Annotated in this window: 12 protein-coding genes; 3 read left to right on the top strand and 9 right to left on the bottom strand. The window is 66.3% G+C overall.

The features are described from left to right. Nucleotides 1-235: 235 nt before the first annotated feature. Nucleotides 236-2,068: a S53 family peptidase gene (locus ACPTTF_RS27910; RefSeq protein ID WP_423369056.1), complete on the bottom strand. Its 1,833-nt coding sequence runs from the start codon at nt 2,066-2,068 to the stop codon at nt 236-238. 784 nt (nt 2,069-2,852) lie between these two features. Here ACPTTF_RS27910 and ACPTTF_RS27905 point away from each other — a divergent pair. Then, a complete protein-coding gene (locus tag ACPTTF_RS27905; RefSeq protein WP_423369055.1) occupies nt 2,853-3,647 on the top strand; it encodes an APH(3')-II family aminoglycoside O-phosphotransferase in 795 nt (264 codons plus the stop codon). A 294-nt stretch (nt 3,648-3,941) separates the two neighbouring features. On the opposite strand, the gene ACPTTF_RS27900 is transcribed toward ACPTTF_RS27905, so the two are convergent. The 5 genes from ACPTTF_RS27900 to ACPTTF_RS27880 all read right to left on the bottom strand — a co-directional run bounded on the left by ACPTTF_RS27900 (nt 3,942) and on the right by ACPTTF_RS27880 (nt 10,701). Beyond that, the gene (locus ACPTTF_RS27900; protein WP_423369054.1) at nt 3,942-4,553 is read right to left on the bottom strand and encodes an ankyrin repeat domain-containing protein; all 612 of its coding nucleotides are present in this window, start codon (nt 4,551-4,553) and stop codon (nt 3,942-3,944) included. 77 nt (nt 4,554-4,630) lie between these two features. Next, nucleotides 4,631-6,166: a catalase gene (locus tag ACPTTF_RS27895; RefSeq protein WP_423369053.1), complete on the bottom strand. Its 1,536-nt coding sequence runs from the start codon at nt 6,164-6,166 to the stop codon at nt 4,631-4,633. Nucleotides 6,167-6,499: 333 nt separating this feature from the next. Beyond that, on the bottom strand, nt 6,500-7,987 hold the full coding sequence (locus ACPTTF_RS27890; protein ID WP_423369052.1) for an efflux transporter outer membrane subunit: 1,488 nt from the start codon (nt 7,985-7,987) through the stop codon (nt 6,500-6,502). 13 nt (nt 7,988-8,000) lie between these two features. Beyond that, nucleotides 8,001-9,587 carry an MDR family MFS transporter gene (locus tag ACPTTF_RS27885; protein ID WP_166953784.1) on the bottom strand — a complete coding sequence of 529 codons (1,587 nt, stop codon included), beginning with the start codon at nt 9,585-9,587 and terminating at the stop codon, nt 8,001-8,003. Then, nucleotides 9,580-10,701: an HlyD family secretion protein gene (locus tag ACPTTF_RS27880; RefSeq protein WP_166953782.1), complete on the bottom strand. Its 1,122-nt coding sequence runs from the start codon at nt 10,699-10,701 to the stop codon at nt 9,580-9,582. Before ACPTTF_RS27880 ends, ACPTTF_RS27885 begins: the two co-directional genes overlap by 8 nt. A 92-nt stretch (nt 10,702-10,793) precedes the next feature. On the opposite strand from ACPTTF_RS27880, the gene ACPTTF_RS27875 reads away from it, so the two are divergent. After that, nucleotides 10,794-11,627 carry a CerR family C-terminal domain-containing protein gene (locus ACPTTF_RS27875; RefSeq protein WP_423369051.1) on the top strand — a complete coding sequence of 278 codons (834 nt, stop codon included), beginning with the start codon at nt 10,794-10,796 and terminating at the stop codon, nt 11,625-11,627. A 27-nt stretch (nt 11,628-11,654) separates the two neighbouring features. Here ACPTTF_RS27875 and ACPTTF_RS27870 read toward each other — a convergent pair whose 3' ends face one another. Together ACPTTF_RS27870 and ACPTTF_RS27865 are read right to left on the bottom strand one after the other, a co-directional pair. Then, the gene (locus ACPTTF_RS27870; protein WP_423369050.1) at nt 11,655-14,141 is read right to left on the bottom strand and encodes a mechanosensitive ion channel domain-containing protein; all 2,487 of its coding nucleotides are present in this window, start codon (nt 14,139-14,141) and stop codon (nt 11,655-11,657) included. Between the two features lie 300 nt (nt 14,142-14,441). Next, nucleotides 14,442-15,401, bottom strand: coding sequence for an LLM class oxidoreductase (locus tag ACPTTF_RS27865; protein ID WP_423369049.1), 960 nt, complete (start codon nt 15,399-15,401; stop codon nt 14,442-14,444). 198 nt (nt 15,402-15,599) lie between these two features. On the opposite strand from ACPTTF_RS27865, the gene ACPTTF_RS27860 reads away from it, so the two are divergent. After that, nucleotides 15,600-15,998, top strand: a complete 399-nt coding sequence (locus ACPTTF_RS27860; RefSeq protein WP_166953774.1) for a lysozyme inhibitor LprI family protein — start codon at nt 15,600-15,602, stop codon at nt 15,996-15,998. A 21-nt stretch (nt 15,999-16,019) separates the two neighbouring features. Here ACPTTF_RS27860 and ACPTTF_RS27855 read toward each other — a convergent pair whose 3' ends face one another. After that, on the bottom strand, nt 16,020-16,751 hold the full coding sequence (locus ACPTTF_RS27855) for a GNAT family N-acetyltransferase (RefSeq protein WP_423369048.1): 732 nt from the start codon (nt 16,749-16,751) through the stop codon (nt 16,020-16,022). Nucleotides 16,752-16,950 lie beyond the last annotated feature (199 nt).

The following is a 16,950-nucleotide window of genomic DNA, read 5'->3' as shown; positions in this document are numbered from 1 at the left end:
CCTTGCGGTCCGAAAGCGGAATGGCGCTGAAATGTAATTGATATGAAAGTTGCGTGCGCAACAATTGCAAGGCCGGCGAGTGCGTCGTCGCGCCGGCGGCTCGCTCCGCGAGATTGCGCGGAACGCAAAAAAACCCGCGACGGCTTGGCAGCCCTCGCGGGTTATTTGAACGCTCCCATCCGGTTCCGTGCGTGCGCTTCGGCGAGTACGCGGAACCGGGGCGGTCATCGGTCCATCAGCGCGCGAAATCCGGTGTGCTCTGGATGAACGCGTTCAGCTTCGAGATGTTTACGCTGCCGAAGCCGGTCGTTGCGTCCCAGCCGGCCTTCGCCTTGTAGCCGTAGGTGCCGCTGCCGTTGTTGCCGGACGTGACATCGTGCAGCAGCGCCGCGTTGCCCGGGAAGTACTTGTAGAGGCTCGACGCGGGGAACCCGAGCGCATTGTTGTTCGCGGACTGCAGTCGCGCCCAGATGCCCGTGAAGATCGGCGCGGCAAGGCTCGTGCCGCCTTCGTTGTTCAGGTAGCCCGAGCCCCACAGCGTGTCGGACGTCTGGCCGTTCACGACGAGAATCGCGCCGGTGCGCAGGTCGGCATCGAAGCCGACGTCAGGCAGTGCGCGCTTGGTCGATCCCGTGAGGCTCGACGATTGCCACGACGGCGCGGCTTCGTACTTGCTGTACCCGCCGCCCGTCGACCACACGGTGCCCGGCGCCCAGCTCGGATCGTTCCAGACGATCTCGCTGTTGTACGCGTTGGTCGACGTATTGGTGAACAGCGTCGTGCCGCCCACTGCGATCACGTACGGCGACGTTGCCGGCTCGCTCACCGTGTAGGTCGAGCGCGACGGCGTGCCGCCCGCGCATTCGTACGCACCGTGGTCGCCGGCGGATACCGAGAAGGTCTGCCCCTGCGCGATCGCCTGCTTGAAGATGGTATCGTCGGTTGCCTGCGAGCCGGTGCTGTTCGCGGACGATTCGCACACGCCGAGCGACACGTTGATCACCTTCGCGACGTTGTCGGTCACGGCCTTGTTGTACGCGGCGGTGATCGCCGTGAGCGTCATCGACGGTGCGACGTAGAACACGACCTGCTTCACGCTGCCGCCGGCCGCGCCGACGATCGACTGGCTGTCGAGGTTCCATTCGACGGTGCCGTCGGTGTCGGTGTACGAGCTGCCTGACGGGCCCGTCTTCACGATGCTGCTGCTGATCGTGCCGAGGCTGTTGTTCGCGGCGAACGTGTTGAGGTCGCTCACCGTCTGCGACAGGTCGCCTTCGGAGATGATGCCGACGGTGGTCTGCGAGGCCGTCGGCGTGCCGTCGCCGCCGTAGATCGACGAGAACTCGGTCGGGTTGTGCGGCACCGCCGATGCGCCCGCTGGAATCGTCAGGTTGCTGGTGTTGCCTTGCGGCTTGCTGCCCGCGCCCGTGTGCATCAGTTCGACGTTCTGCAGGCCCAGCACCGCGCCCACGACGCCACCGATCGCGTTCGGCACTTGCGCGGCGTCGGTATTCGCATAGACGCTGCGGCCGTTGCGCGTGAAGCGCTTGAGCGTCGTGCGGAACGCGGACTTGATGGTCGCCGCGGTGCCGGACGCGGATACCAGCAGGCGGTTCGGCGCGACGACGATGTTCACGAAGCCTTCCTTGCGCAGATGCGCGACGACCGAGGCGACCTGCTGGTCGGTCGGCGCATATTGCGCGGCGAACTGCGCCGGCGTGAGGAACTGCCGGTAGTGCGGCGAACCGGGCGTATGCAGGTCGTGCAGGTATTGGTCGAGTTGTGCTTCGTTGCGCAGGTTCAGCCCGAGCACGATGTCCACCGATTCGCCGGCCGCCATCTCGACGGCCGCTGTGGCAGCGGCGGCCGTGCTCGCCGCAGGCGCGCCGGCCGTACCGGCTTCGCTCTGCTGCACGAGCGGCAGGAAGCCCTTGGTGTGCGTTTCCGTCCAGCCGGCCGCGGGTGCGGCGTGGACGGTTGACATGCCGAACGATGCGGCTGCCGCGGCGGCGAAGGCGAGCTTGACGAAGCGCTTGTGCTTTTGATTCTTGTCTGCAACCTGGTTCATTTGAATTACCCCTCCGGTTGAACATCGAACGGCACGAACAACAACGGTCGACAGCGGTGCGGGTGATGCGCCGCCGATTTCTGTCGCATGCGTGCGGATGGCGCGGACGCGACAGGGCCTTTCGCCCGATCCGGAAAGGTGTTTTTTTCTCCGGGGGCGAAATACGGAAATTGCGGTAACGAGAGGGCTGCGCCGCGATACGACGCAACCGCGCGGACAGGGCGCGGGCGGGATTGCTAGAGCAACAGTTTCGTTGTCCTGCTCATTTGATTCGATCCTTCGGCCCGCTGCCGGATGGCAGTCGTCCAATGAAATGCATCGGGATGTTGCATGCGCCGGCGCGTGAACGATACGGCTGGCGGCTGGCACTTCGGTGCGGCGGAAGCGAAAAAAACGTGGAGCGGAAGCGATTGCGTGGTGAGCAATTTGTCAGATTGCTTGCATCGGACGGTATCAAGAACGAAAGCGAGGTGTCAAACTTTTTTTGGTTATATGAAACAAAATTAAAGCGAATAAATGCAATGTTTTTGAAAATATTGGCAGTAATTTGTAATATTCGAGGCCAGCAAGGAAAGTAATGCTGAATTCGATTGGACGATCGTTTCTGGTTCGACGCGTAATTGGAACGATTGGCCGACCATGTTCGAGGCATGACTCGAATCGCCGGTGTGCGCCGGTGTGCGCCGGAGAATGCCGGGCCCGCGGGGTGCCGGAAGCGTGGCACGAAGTCGTGAGGTATCCGATGTTCCGCATGCCCGACCATTCAACGAGGATCGAACCTGACATGATCGATAACGACAAGCTTTGCATCGAAGTGCCCGTGACCTGGAAGGCCGCATGGGCAGATTGCCGATGGACGCGACAGACGGAAGGGCAGTCGGATGCCGCGGTGTTCCGGCTCGATGCGCGCGACGGATCGCGCCGGTTCGTCAAGACCGAACCGGCCGGGCCGCTGGCCGAGCTGAGTGACGAGGCGGCGCGACTGCGTTGGCTGGCGACGACGGGCCTGCCGGGCGCGCAGGTGCTCGACGTGGCATCGGCGGCGGGGCGCGAGTGGATGCTGCTGAGTGCCGTGTGCGGCGAAAACCTCGAAGTCGCGCGCCTCGGGCCGGCGGAGAAGGTGGCGATCATCGCCGACGCGCTGTGTGCGCTGCATCGGCTCGAGCCGGCAACGTGCCCGTTCGATCACGGCGCGGCGTTCCGCATCGAGCGTGCCCGCGCACGGATGAACGCGGGGCTCGTCGACGAGGACAACCTCGACGACGCGAACACGGGCGTACAACTCGACGAACTGTTCGCCAGGCTTCTGGCGAGCCGGCCGCCGATCGAGGACAAGGTCGTCACGCATGGCGACGCGTGCCTGCCCAACTTCATGGTCGAAGACGGTCGCTTTTCGGGCTTCATCGACTGCGGGCGCCTCGGTGTGGCCGATCGCTATCAGGATCTGGCGCTGGCGGCGCGTGATATCGAAGCCGATCTCGGCGGTGAATGGGTTGCGCCTTTCTTCGCCCGGTACGGAATCGAGCGGCCCGATCCGCGCCGGATCGCTTTCTACCGGCTGCTCGACGAGTTTTTCTGATTTTTCGCGCGTCGCTCCTTTTTTATAGCAGTCCTGCTTTTCAATCGAAGATTTTCCCGTTCTTTACGGATCTCCTTCGTCAGTCGCACTCGCGCCATGCATGGGTGAAGCGCAGACCGTCGCCGAGCGTGCACTGGAAGACCTGCGCCGCCGCAACCGGCTGATACGTGGTCGGCGAAAGCGCGCACCGTCACCGTCGCGCTTTCATCCGGCATGACACGGTACTGGATCAATTGCCAGCGGCACGATAGCACGATGCGCAGGCATTGTTCAGACGGTTCGGTCGCGGCCGAGTTACCGTTGCGCACCTGCATGCCGCAGCGCATCCGCAGCTTCCGCGTTGTCGCGCGACTGCGCGAGCTGCAGCAGCGACTGGCCGCGCCGATCGACGTGATTCGGATTCGCGCCATGTGCGACGAGGAGCGGGATCAGCTCGAACCGATTGAACAGCGTCGCGAATCCCAGCGCGGTTTCCCCTGCGCCGTTCGTCTGGTCGATCGGGCAATGCGTGTCGATCAGGCGTCGCGCGATGTCGGGTTCGTTCCTGAAGAGGGCGCCCATCAGCGCCGTGTTGCCATGACGGTCGCCGGCGCATGCGTTTGCGCCGGCCGACAGCAGGTAGTCGAGCGCGGCTGGTTGGCCGTCGTAGGACGTGAGTATCACGGCCGTAAAACCGTGGCTGTCGGTGGCGTCGACGGGATAGCCGGCGTCGTGCAACGCACGCAGGATGTCGACGCGCCCGACTCGGGCGGCGTCGAACCAGTCTCCGTCGTAGCGGCGCAGCGATGCAGGGTCGGCCCGCGCATACGCCGGCTGGTCGGGAAGGTGCGCGCAACCGGCGATTGCGGCCAGCGCCAGGGCCGTTGCGGTCGAGCGGATCGCGCGCGTCAGGCGTTCGGATTGCATGGGGAGGTCCTGAGGTGTGGGTAGGGTCGACGTGCGCGGCGCAAACCCGCACGTCGACAGCGACCGGAGCCGCGGGATCAGTTCTCGCTCAGCTTCGCCGCGAGCGATTGCACTTGCCGGATGTCGGCGTGAACGGCCTGCGCGAGACGCGTGCCGTAGTCGGCATCGGCCTTGTAGAAGTACGACAGCATCGCGTACTGGTTGTGCGCGTTCGTCACCTTGCCGAGATCGCTGGACAGCGCGGTGATCAGGTCGTCCCTGTCCTGCTGCGACAAACCGCGGTAATACTCGCCGGCCTGACGGAACCGCAGCTTCTTGTGGATCGCCTCCTGCTGCGTCGTTCCGCCGAGCGTCATGCGGACGGACTTGTACTGCGGGTCCGGCGCGAGTTCATGCAGCGTCGACGGCTCGTAGTTCACCTCGCCCTTGCGGTCGCCGGCATTCATCTTGCCGTCCTGGTTGTTGTTGACCACCGGCACGACGGGCCGGTTGATCGGCAGGTCCATGTAGTTCGCGCCGAGCCGGTACATCTGCGTGTCGGCGTAGGCGAACAGGCGATCCTGCAGCATCCGGTCTTCGGACGGCTCGATGCCCGGCACGAGTCGCGATGGCGCGAACGCCGATTCCTCGGTCGACTGGAAGTAGTTGTCGGGTACGCGGTTCAGCGTCATCGTGCCGATCTTGCGCTCGGGGACGCCGGTCCAGACCTTCGTGTCGTCCAGCGCATCGAAGTCGAACCGGTTCAGGTCCTGCGGCGTGAGCACCTGCACGTACAGATCCCACTTCGGGAAGTCGCCTTGCTTCAGCGCGCCGTACAGGTCGTTCGTCATCATGTTCCAGTCATGCCCGATCGATGCGTCGATGTCTTGCGGACGCAAGCCGTGCACGCCTTGCTGGCTTTTCCAGTGGAACTTCACGTAGTGCACGTCGCCGTGTGCATTGACGAACTTGAACGCATGCACCGCGAAGCCGTCCATGTGACGATACGAATCGGGCATGCCCGCGTTCGTGTACAGCATCGTCAGCATGTTCGTCGCTTCGGGCGTGTTCGCGAAGAAGTCGAATGCGAGGTTCGGATCCTGCACGCCGGTCACGGCGCTCGGCTTGTTCGCGTGAACGAAGTCGGGGAACTTGATGCCGTCGCGAATGAAGAACACGGGCCAGTTGATGCCGACCATGTCCCAGTTGCCCTGTTGCGTATAGAACTTCACTGCGAAGCCGCGCGGATCGCGCGCCTGTTCGGGCGAGCCGCGATAGCCCATGACGGTGGAGAAGCGCACGAACACCGGCGTACGGGTGCCCGGCGTGAAGACCTTCGCTTTCGTCAGGTTCGAGATGTCGGCGGTCGGCACGAACTCGCCGAATGCGCCGGTGCCGCGTGCATGCACGACGCGTTCCGGAATGCGCTCGCGATCGAAGCGCTGCAGTTTCTCGATGAGTGCGGAGTCTTGCAGGAGCACGGGGCCGGCAGGGCCGGCCGTCTGCGAATTCTCGTTGTCGCCGACGGGTGCGCCCGTGTCTCGAGTGAGTTCGGCGGCATGGGGAGACGCGGAAAGTGCAACGCAGATCGTGGCGACTGCGTGTCTCAGCACGCGAAGGGAGGATGAGGACATGACGATGGAACTCCTTGAATCCGATCGGTGGTGGGGAAGCCGACTGAATTAGAAGAGATCGTCAGACGATTGGCTAATTGATATTCGATATGTTTCCGATAGCGCCGGCGTCTATGCGGTGCGAGCCTGGTTGTTATCGGCGCAGATGGTGAGTATTGTTGCGTACGCAATGAGTTGTTGCGTCGCGCATCGTGAAGCGGTCCACGATCCACGATCGTCGAACGAGGTCGGTTGAACCTGCGGCGCGTGCGTGGGCTTCGCGATCCGCATTGCAAGCATCGATGCCGCAGCAGCCTCGACCAACCCGGCCGCGCGGCACCGCTCAATTCGCCGTCAACCCGCGCCCGCCTGCCACCCGAGCCCGAGGCTTTTCTGCAGCGACACGTAGTCCTTGATCAGTTCGGCTTGCCCGGCGATCACGTTCTGCTGCGCGGACAACGCTTCGCGTTGCGTATCGAGCAGGTCGATCATCGATGCGACGCCCGCGCGATAGCGCTCGTCCATCAGCGATCGGGAATGCACGGCGGACGTCTGCACCTTGGTGAGCGCAACGACGTGCTCGCGCTGGTGTCCGTAGCGCTGCAATGCCGTGTTGGCATCCTGCAAGGCACCGAGCACCGCCTTTTGATAGTTCGCTTCCGCTTCGTCGCGCGATGCTTCGGCCGCGCGCACTGCGCCACGCGTGCGCCCGAAGTCGAGAATGTTCCATTGCAGATACGGTGCGCCGATCCAGGTGAAGTTCTGCTTGCGGAACAGGTGGCCCGGGTCCGTCGCGCTGAAGCCGAGATCGCCCAGCAGCGTCACCTTCGGGAAATAATCGGCGACATGCTCGCCGATCTGCGCATTGCTCGATGCAAGCCGGCGCTCGGCCGCGCGGATGTCGGGGCGCTGCTTCAGCAGCGTGGCCGGATCGCCGATCGCGACGCTGCCCGGCAGCGTCGGCAGCGGCGCGTCCGGTGTCGACAGCGCCGCGTCGAGCGCACCCGGCGCGCGACCCGTCAGGATCGCGAGCCGGTCGAGCGATTCCGTTACCTGTGCGTCGAGCGGGATCAGGGATGCGCGCGTGTTTTCGACCTGCGTCGTCAGGCGCTCGATGTCCGCATCGGCTGCGACGCCGCGAGCGCGGCGCTGCTGCGTGAGTTCGAGCATCTTCTGCTGCAACTCGGCGGTGCGCTGCGACAGCGCAAGCCGCTGCTGCTGGTCGCGCAGGTCGACATACGCGTTCGCGACTTCGGCCGCGATCGACACCTGCGTATCGGCGAGATCGGCGTCGACTGCTTCCGCTTGTGCGGACGCGGCTTCGACTGCACGGCGCGTGCCGCCGAACAGGTCGATTTCCCAGGTTGCGTCGAAGCCTGCCGAATAGAGCTGCAGCGGACCCGAGCCGCCCAGCGACGGCGACGTACCGCCCGACTGGTTCGAGCCGTTCGATGGCAGCAGCGAACCGAGCGCACTGACGTCCGGCTCGCGCATGCGGATGGCGGCGACGGTGGCCGACGATTTCGGCAACTGCGCGGCCCGCTGTTGCGCGAGCTGCGCGCGCGATGCGCGCAAGCGTGCCTGCGCGGCGTGCAGGTCGGGGTTGTACACGAGCGCGGCGGTGATCAGGTCGTCGAGCTGGCGATCGTTGAGCGTGTGCCACCACGCGCTCGGCGCGGGGGTGGTGGCGTCGACGCCGGAAGCCGGCGCGCGCACGAAGGTCGGCGCATCCGGTGCGGCGGGCGCGCCGCGGTAGTCGGGGCCGACCGTGCAGCCGGCGAGCAGGCACGCGGCCGCACACAGCGTGAGCGCAGGGCGACAGGGCATTGAGAAGGGTTTCATCGCGTAAGACGGTTCAGTGGCCGGACGACATCGGCTGCGGCCCGCGCGGCGTTCTCAGCAGCAGCGCGAGCGGCACGCAGGCGAGCAGCGCGAGGCCCAGCAGATAGAAGGTTTCGGAATAGGTCATCACGACGGCCTGGATCTGGATCTGCTGCGCGAGCTGTCCGAGCGCGCGCATGTTCGAATATGCGAGATCGCCGGTGTGTGCGAACCAGTTGGCCGCATAGGCTGACAGCCGGTCTTGCCCGATCAGCGAGTTCGCCGTCACCGATTCGCGCAGCGCGGCCGTATGGAAGGTCGTGCGGCGGTCGATCACGGTGCCGATGATCGCGAGCCCGATCGAGCCGCCGAGGTTACGCGCCATGTTGTAGAGCCCCGCCGCATCGCCCGAATCCTCGCGCGCGACGGCCGCCATCGACGCCTGGTTAAGCGGCATCATCGCGAGCATCTGAGCGAGACCGCGGATCAGTTGCGACCATACGAAGTCGTGACCGACGCTCTGCGCGGTCAGGCTGATGTCGAGCATGCAGCTCAGGCAGAACAGCAGCAGCCCCGAGATGACGAGAATGCGGAAATCAACCTTGCCGAGCAGGCGCGGCAGGATCGGCATCACGAGGAACGCGGGCAGCCCCGACAGCAGCATGATCGCGCCGGCCTGCTGCGCGTTGTAGCCGGCGACGATCGCGAGGAACTGCGGCAGCAGGTAGGACACGCCGTACAGCCCGGCGCCGACCGCGGACACAATCACGATCACGCTCGCGTAGCGCGGGTTGCGCATCAGCGACAGCCGCATGATCGGCCGCTTCGCAAAGATCTGCGACAACGCGATCAGGATCATCCCGGCGAGCGACACGAAGCTCAGCGTGACGATCATCTGCGATTCGAACCAGCGTTCGCGCTGGCCTTCCTCGAGCACGACGGTGAGCGAGCTCAGCCCGATCGCGAGGCCGGCGATCCCGAGCCAGTCCGCGTTGAAGAACGTGCTCCATTGCGGGCGGTCGGACGGCAGCCCGAACCACAGCAGCCCCATCAGCAGCAGGCATACGGGCAGGTTGATGAAGAAGCACCAGCTCCAGTTCACGTTCTCCGCGAGCCAGCCGCCGAGCACCGGGCCGAACAGCGGCCCGAGCAGCACGATCAGGCCGAACAGCGTCATGCCGACCGGCAACTGCGACAACGGCAGCCGCGTGCGGATGATGGTCTGCGCGGTCGGGATCAGTGCGCCGCCGGTGAAGCCCTGGCCGATCCGGCCGGCGATCATCATCGGCAGCGAATGCGACCAGCCGCACATCATCGAGAACGCGATGAACAGCGCGGAGTTCGTCAGCAGGAAATTACGCAATCCGAACACGCGCGTGAGCCACGCGGCGAGCGGGATCATCACGATTTCCGACATCAGGTAGCCGGTCGAGATCCAGGTGCCTTCGGTGCCGGTCGCGCCGATTTCGCCCTGGATCTGCGGCAGCGCGGAGTTCGTGATCGAGATGTCGAGCGTCGCCATCAGCGCGCCGAGCGCGCCGGCCGCGACCGCGATCCAGTCGGTCACGCTCGCACGGCCTTCATGCGGCGGCACGGGCGTCGTGGCGGACGGTTCAGCCATGATGCGTCTCGTCGCGGGTCGAGCGCGTATCGACGTCGACCGTCACCGACAGCCCCGGCAGCAGCATGCGTTGCGCGCGGGCGTTCGCGGCGAGGCGGATGCGCACCGGCACGCGCTGGACGATCTTCGTGAAGTTGCCGGTCGCATTCTCGGGCGGCAGCAGTGCGAACTGCGCGCCCGTGCCGGGTGCGAAGCTGTCGACGACGCCGGACAGCGCACCGTCCGGCAGTGCATCGACGTGCAGTTCGACGGGCTGGCCGATGCGCATGTTGCCGATCTGCGTTTCCTTGAAGTTCGCGACGAGGTAGATCGAATCGACGGGCACCACGGTCAGCAGGCGAGTGCCGGGCTGCACGTATTGACCGACGCGTACCGTGCGATCGCCGACGCGGCCGGCGAGGGTGCTGCGCACGATCGTGTTGTCGAGGTCGAGCTGCGCCTGCGCGGCGCTGGCCTGCGCGGCTTCGAGTTGCGCGCGCGCCTGCTGGAGCTGCGCGGTGAACGATGCGATCTGCGTGCGCGCGGCTGCGATCGACGCATTGTTCGCGGCGAGTGTCGCGGCTGCCTGGTCACGCGTGCTCTTCAGGTCGGCCACGCGTTCGTGCGTTTCCGCGCCGGTCGCCGCGAGCGGCGCGTAGCGCGTGTATTCGTCGCTTGCGTGCTGGGCATTGATCCGCGACACCTTCGCCTGAGCGTCGGCCTGTTCGAGATTCGCATGCTGCTGGCCGATGTCGGCCTCGGCGCGTGCGATATCCGCGCGGCGCGCATCGACGGTCGCAAGCGATTGCGCGAGCGCGACCTGGTACTGGCGCACGTCGAGCCGCACGAGCGGATCACCGGCCTTCACGGCCTGGTTGTCGCGGACATACACATCGGTCACGTAACCGGCGACCTTCGGCGCGGCGGTCATGCTGTCCGCCTGCAGGTACGCGTCGTTGGTACTTTCGATGAAGCGGCCGACCGTCCACCAGCGGCCGAGCCAGACGGCGCCGCCGATTGCCGCGAGCACGGTGACGACGAGCAGGATGCGCCGTTTCGATCCGTTTCCGTTTCGCGGCGTTGTTCCGTTTTCCTGACGATCTGCTTTCTGTGGCGAGTCTTGCGGCGTCGACATGCTGGCGTCCAATTTATTCCGAGTGGAAGAATTATTCCAGTTGATAGAATTGTGTCAAGTAGAATGTCGATCGACCGAATGACGAGGAAGGCATGAACGAAGCGAAGAAGCTGCGCCGTACGTCGGCGGGCGGCTACGCCCGCGGCGACGAAACGCGCTTGCGGATCATCGAGGCGGCGATCGAACTGTTCGGCGAGCGCGGGTTCGCGGGGGCATCGACGCGCGAGATCGCCGCGATGGCCGGCGTGAACGCGCCGGCGCTCCAGTACTACTTCGAGAACAAGGAAGGCGTGTACCGCGCGTGCGTCGAGACGATCGCGGAGCACGGCTGGGAGGTGTTCGCACCGTCGGTCGGCCATGCGTGGGCGATGCTCGATGCGGACGCGGACGTCGACGTGCTGATCGACGCGTTCGTCGGGCTGCTGCGCGCGCTGTCGGACCGGATGTTCACGGCGCCGAAGACGATGAACCAGCGGTTGTTCTTCGCGCGCGAGCAGGTCGGCCAAGAGCCGGCGAGCGCGAGCGAAATCCTGATGAAGCGGATGCGCAAGCCTCTCAACGACGTGAGCGCCGAGCTGATCGGCCGCATCTCGGGGCGGCCGGCCGACGATCCCGTCACGCGCTTGCGCGCGATGAGCCTGTTCGGGCAGATCACGGTGTTCCACATCGCGGAGCGTTCTGCGCTGCAGGTGCTCGAATGGGATGCGTTCGAAGGCGAGCGCGCGAAATTGCTGATCGATACGATCGCCGAGCAGACGCGCCTGCTGCTCCAGCAATGGCACGCGCAGCGCGACGTATTGGCTGAGGATCTTGAAGCCGGCTCCAAGCGGGGGCCGGGTGCGACGGCGAAACGCGTGGCGAAGGCGGGGGCATCGACGCCCGCCGCGAAAAGCCCTCGGCGCGTGAACAAGCCCGCCGCGCGCTGAACGCGGCGCCCCATTGGCCCCGGCCGGTCAACCCGGCTTGCGCTCCGGTTCGACGGGCGACGGCGGCCGGGCCGTCGGTTCGGCAGCATGGCCGTTGCCGGTGTTTTCGCCGTTGCTGCCGTTTTCGCCATCGACGACAGGCCGCGATCCGTCCGCGTACGCGACGACGCTGCGCTGCGGATTGGCGATCCGGATACCGCGTTCGCGGAACGTCTCCGCGATCCGCCGGTTGAATTCACGCTGCACGCTCCAGCGCGTCGAGTCCGTGCATTGCATCTGTCCGGCCAGCGCGAGCGTCGCGCCGTCGACCTGGTCGATACCCCAGTAGCTGAAGTCCGACAGGATGCCGTCGCGGTATTTCGGATCGTCGCGCAACGCGGCGCCGATCTCCTTCAGCGTCGCGATCGCGCGATCGATATCCTCGCCATAGGCAATGCTGATCTTGACGGCCGCGTTGCCGAGCCCGCGATTCGTGTTGTTGACGGTCGTCACCGAGCTGAACGGGATCGTGTACAGCGATCCGTCGCCCGCACGCAGTCGCACGGTGCGGATCGACAGGTACTCGACCGTGCCCGACACGCCGGCGAGCGTGACCCAGTCGCCAACCTGCATCGCGTTTTCCATCAGCAGGAAGATCCCGGTGATGAAATCCTGCACGAGCTTCTGCGAGCCGAAGCCGAGCGCGACGCCGAAGATGCTGGCGCCGGCAAGCAGCGGGCCGACGTTCACGCCGAGCTGGCTGAGGCCCGTCAGCACGACGACGAGCGCGATCATCACGAACAGCAGCGAGCGCAACATCGGCAGCAGCGTGCGCAGCCGCGCCGCGCGCACGAGATTGCCTTCGCGTGTCCAGCGCTGCAGGCGGCGCTCGATCGCGATGTTCGCGGCTTCCCACACGATGAGCGCGACGACGGCCGCAACCGCGATCGTCACCAGCGCCGACGCGAGCCGGTGGCCGATCGTGCCGGTTTCGAACGCGCGGAAGATCGGCACGCCCCAGATCTGCAGCAGCAACACGATGGTCACGATGCCGATCGCGCCCGACACGATCTGGCGCAGCAGCGGGTAGTAGCGGTACGCGTGCAGATGGACGAGCGTGCGGTCTTCTTCGTGGCCCTGGAACAGCCGCGCGAGCGCGCCGAACACGACGATCGACACCATCCGCATGCCGATCATCACGGCGATCGAGCGGCCGCCGAGCGTGATCAGCACGCGATAGCCGTTGTGGACGTCGAGTGCCCACACGAACCACAGCGCCATCACGATGAATACCGACACGGGCGCCCATGCGTCGGCGAGCGCATTGGCGACCATCGCGAAGGACGGACGGTCGTCGCCGGCCGCGCGGATTCGCGCGGCGACCGGCTGGCGGCACTGCAGGATCAGTGCCGAAATCATCAGGTGCCCGACGAGCGCGACGGCTTTCAGCAGCGCGACGTGACCGGCCTCGCTGAGACCGAAGTTCGCGGCGATCTCGACGGCGGCCGTGCAGGCGCCGACCACGATCACGATTCGCGCGATCGAGCGTTGCGCGAAATCGGCCCACGCGTCGCTGATATGCAGCAACCGCAATTGCCGTGCATCGGGCTGGAAGAACAGCCGGCTGACGATCGTGACGAGGCGGCAGATCACGTAGATGTCGATCAGCGCCTCGAGCGCGGATTCGATCGGGGTGCCCGTATCGCCGATCGCCGACATCGTCAGGCTCGCGACGCCGACGAACACGAGCAGCGGCACGGCACGCAACGCGAGGCTGACGAGCGCGCGCGGCATCCGGTGCAGCAGCGTGGTGTGACGGCGTGCGTGGCCGCGGCCTTGAGACGATGCGGGGGCGGCGTCGAGGGCGTCGGCGGCGTTGGGTTTGGCGGGTGTGTCCGGCGGCGCGTCGTCGTCGGGCGTGGCGGAGTCTGGCGCGGTGCGGCGCGACGTGTCGGCACGCCGTGCGGCCACCGCGGCCACCGCGGCCAGCGCGCGTCGCAACAGCCGCTTCGCAAACCATTCGACGAAGAGCGCGGGCACGAGCACGGCGATGATGATCCAGAGCGCGTGCGCGAGATCCGCTCGCTCGTCGGCTCGCACCAGCCTGTCATGCCACCAGCTTCCAACCGAGCCGATATCGAGCAGCGAGCGCAGCGACTCCTTCAGCGCACCGCCGATTTCAGTGGTCCAGCGCGATCCCTGCCGGACGAGCATCGACGCGAGGCCGTTCGACGTGAGCGCGCCCGGGGCCGCGGCAGCCGACGCGCCGCTGGCCGCAGCCGCAGCCGCAGCCGCATCGCTCGCCGCGACCGCGGGTGCGGCAAGCGCGCCGACGGCCGCGATCGCACGCAGCGTCGTTTCGACCTGCGCGCGATCGCGCGGATTTTCGAGCACATTGAGTGCCTGCTGCGCCTGTTGCGGTGTCAGCGCGGGCGCGGTGCCGGAAGCGGCCGACGCGGTGGCCGGGGCGGGAGCGGCCGCATGGGCGGCCGAGACGACGGCGGCAAGCAGCCAGCCGAGGAGGATATGTCGCATGGGGTGGGCATGCGGGCGCGCATCGGCGCGCGGCCCGCCGGGCTGAACGATGGACGGAAGTTAACATGATCGCGACCGGAACCGAATAGTTCCGTCGACGACCATTCGAATCGGGCATACCCGATGCGGCGCGGGCATTTTCGGCGCGTTTTCGCGATCATGTGCGTGGCGCAGACTGCAGGCAGTCAGATAGGGTGTCGCGTCTCGATTACCGGATGTGAAAGGATTTTGTAAATCATGCTGGACAGCAACGGTGAGCGATATGCGCATTGCTCGTGATTAATCCGGAGTCCTGCAAAATTACGTTTGCCCGTCGTGAAAAACCGGCAGAACGTGTTCCGCGATTTCTTCGATGACGTCGCGCACGGGCCGGTCCGATCCCGGATTCAGCGTGACGTGATGCGTGCCCGCCGCGCGCATGTCCTGCAGGATGTCGATCAATGCGCGGCGTCCGGTTGCATAGCCGAGCGGCAATGCGGTGGCCGGCGCATCGGGATCCGCGACGAGGTCGAGTCGCATCGACACGCCGAACGCGCGAAAGGCCGGCTGCGCGAGCCGGTCGACCGCTGCGCGCCACATCGAATAGCGTGCGCGCTGCGTGTCCGGATCGCGGTGGTACGTCATCCAGCCGATCGAGTGGCGCGCGATCCAGTCGACGCTTTGCCCGCCCGAGCCGACCGCCAGCATCGGCACCGCGTCGGCGCCGCGCGGCAGCAGCGTGAATTCGGGCGCATCGGGCGGCGCTTCGTCGGGCAGCACACGCGATGGCACGCCGAGCGCGGCCGCGACGATGTCCCAGTGCGCGCGGTACCGGTCGCGTCGCGTTTCCGCATCGACGCCGAACGCCGCATATTCGGGCGGCCGGTCGCCGGAGCCGAGCCCGAGGATGAAGCGTTCGCCCGACAGCGTCGCGACCGACAGCGCGCCTTTCGCGATATGCAGCGGATGACGCAGCGGCAGCACGATCGCGCCGCTGGCGAGCGCAATCCGGCGCGTGCGTGCCGCCAGTGCGCCGAGCAGTACCCACGGGTCGAGGTGGCCGACCGGGTCGGGGTAGTCGGCGCTGTTCAGCGGCACGTCGCGAATCCACAGCGCGCGAAAGCCGAGCGTATCGGCCAGCGCTGCGAGTTCGAGTTGCTCGCCGAAGTCGGCGACGACATGGCCGGTGCGAAGCAGCGGAAGCGTGAGGCCGATCGACAGCTGCCCGGCGGAGAAGACGCGATGCGCGACGTCGGAGCGGGCAGGGGCGGGCGTGGTCATGTCGAGTCCTTGGAGGCGGTGCAAAGCGAACGCGCGACGTTGCGTGTCCGAATGCTAGCGTGTTTGCACGCCGGCCGCGCGGCACGGTGTGCGCGCCGCCCGATCGAGCGCGACCGGCGACGTCGAGCCAAAGAGGGCCATGCGGGCAGCAGGCCGGGCATAATCGGTGCCTTCCGTCATTGAATAAAACGAATCCGGATGAACGCGCTTCAATATGGGGTGATCGGTCTGGCGGCGAGTGCGATGCTCTTCGCGGTCGCGTCCGACGCGCTCGCGGACGATGCGGAGCGTGCCGCCATCTGCAAGACCGCCGAGCAAACGGGCTACACGGCCGACATCCGCAATTGCCTGCGGCTGAAATACGACGCGGCCGACAAACGGTTGAATGCCGCCTACAAGACGAAGATGGCGAGCCTGGATGCGCAGGGCAAGGCGAGGTTGCGCGATGACGAGCGCCGCTGGCTCAAGGCGCGGGATGCCGGCTGCGCCGAATCGCGGCAGCCCGATGCCGGCGGCACGCTCGGGCTCGTGGAGGTTGACGGTTGCTTCGTCGACGAAACCGAACGTCGCGTCAAGGTCATCGAGGCCTTTCGTTGAGATGTTGCGCCGGCCCCGGCGCTACGCCACCCGCAGCGTCGTGCCGCGCAGCGTGAGGCCAAGGCGCGACGCCACGCGTTGCGACGCGCGGTTGCCGCTGTCGGTGCTGTAGAACAGCGTGCGCGTTTGAAGCGACGGCAGCCGCGACCACGCTGCGGTCACTACCGCGGCGAGGCCGCGCCCCCGAAATGCCGGGGCCGTCGCGAGACCGAGTTCGGCACCGACACCGGATAGCCGCGCGGCGAATGCGACGGATGCGACTTCTCCGTCGACGACTGCCGCGCACCATGGCGCCCACAGATCGGCGCCGCTTCGAAACCCCATCGAGAACAGGCCGTCGGGCATCCCGTGTGTAGACAGCGCATGCAGCAGATGCCGGCCTGCGTCGCTGTCGCCGTCGATCAGTGCGACGCGCGCGTCGGTGTCGAAACCGAGTGCGTGCGGCAGCGCGTAGACGAGGCCGATGTTCCAGTGCGGAACAGGGGCGAGCAGCGCGAGATAGCGTTCGAGATGCGCGGGTTGCATGCGGTCCGCCAACGGCGGTTCGCTGTCTGCCAGGCGCGCCAGTTCGTGTGCGACAGGGGTGGGCACGTCGGCGCGTACGCCTGCCACGCTGCCGTCCACGCATCTGCCGAGCCAGAAACGCGGCCCGGGCGAGCAGTCGGGATCGTTCTCGCGTTCGATCCGGCGATCCGGATACAGCCGGAACAGCGTCCGGTAGTCGATATCCAGCCAGTCGTGTGTGTCAGGCATGCGTCGGGTAGAAGGCTCCGGTCAGGTTGTGACGAGGTGCGCGAGGAATGCCGGGGCGGGCCCGCGCGCTATTCACGTGTATGTGGCACTGTGGGGCGATTGTAAGTCGACCGGCGAGCGCGCAGATGCAACGACGTGACATCGGCGCGGACCGGGCCGGCGCGGCATGACGGCATGCCCGGCCGACGCTCGCCGATCC

It is taken from the genome of Burkholderia crassaminum (assembly GCF_964265005.1).
Taxonomy (GTDB): domain Bacteria; phylum Pseudomonadota; class Gammaproteobacteria; order Burkholderiales; family Burkholderiaceae; genus Burkholderia.
The sequence above is the reverse complement of the archived record's forward strand: the minus strand, read 5'-3'. Positions and strand labels throughout refer to the sequence as shown.

Coding starts and splice junctions, on each gene's coding strand:
- ACPTTF_RS27875 (WP_423369051.1), top strand. CDS start 10,794: ATGAACGAAGCGAAGAAGCTGCGCCGTACGTCGGCGGGCGGCTACGCC.
- ACPTTF_RS27880 (WP_166953782.1), bottom strand. CDS start 10,701: ATGTCGACGCCGCAAGACTCGCCACAGAAAGCAGATCGTCAGGAAAAC.
- ACPTTF_RS27860 (WP_166953774.1), top strand. CDS start 15,600: ATGAACGCGCTTCAATATGGGGTGATCGGTCTGGCGGCGAGTGCGATG.
- ACPTTF_RS27890 (WP_423369052.1), bottom strand. CDS start 7,987: ATGAAACCCTTCTCAATGCCCTGTCGCCCTGCGCTCACGCTGTGTGCG.
- ACPTTF_RS27870 (WP_423369050.1), bottom strand. CDS start 14,141: ATGCGACATATCCTCCTCGGCTGGCTGCTTGCCGCCGTCGTCTCGGCC.
- ACPTTF_RS27865 (WP_423369049.1), bottom strand. CDS start 15,401: ATGACCACGCCCGCCCCTGCCCGCTCCGACGTCGCGCATCGCGTCTTC.
- ACPTTF_RS27885 (WP_166953784.1), bottom strand. CDS start 9,587: ATGGCTGAACCGTCCGCCACGACGCCCGTGCCGCCGCATGAAGGCCGT.
- ACPTTF_RS27900 (WP_423369054.1), bottom strand. CDS start 4,553: ATGCAATCCGAACGCCTGACGCGCGCGATCCGCTCGACCGCAACGGCC.
- ACPTTF_RS27910 (WP_423369056.1), bottom strand. CDS start 2,068: ATGAACCAGGTTGCAGACAAGAATCAAAAGCACAAGCGCTTCGTCAAG.
- ACPTTF_RS27895 (WP_423369053.1), bottom strand. CDS start 6,166: ATGTCCTCATCCTCCCTTCGCGTGCTGAGACACGCAGTCGCCACGATC.
- ACPTTF_RS27905 (WP_423369055.1), top strand. CDS start 2,853: ATGATCGATAACGACAAGCTTTGCATCGAAGTGCCCGTGACCTGGAAG.
- ACPTTF_RS27855 (WP_423369048.1), bottom strand. CDS start 16,751: ATGCCTGACACACACGACTGGCTGGATATCGACTACCGGACGCTGTTC.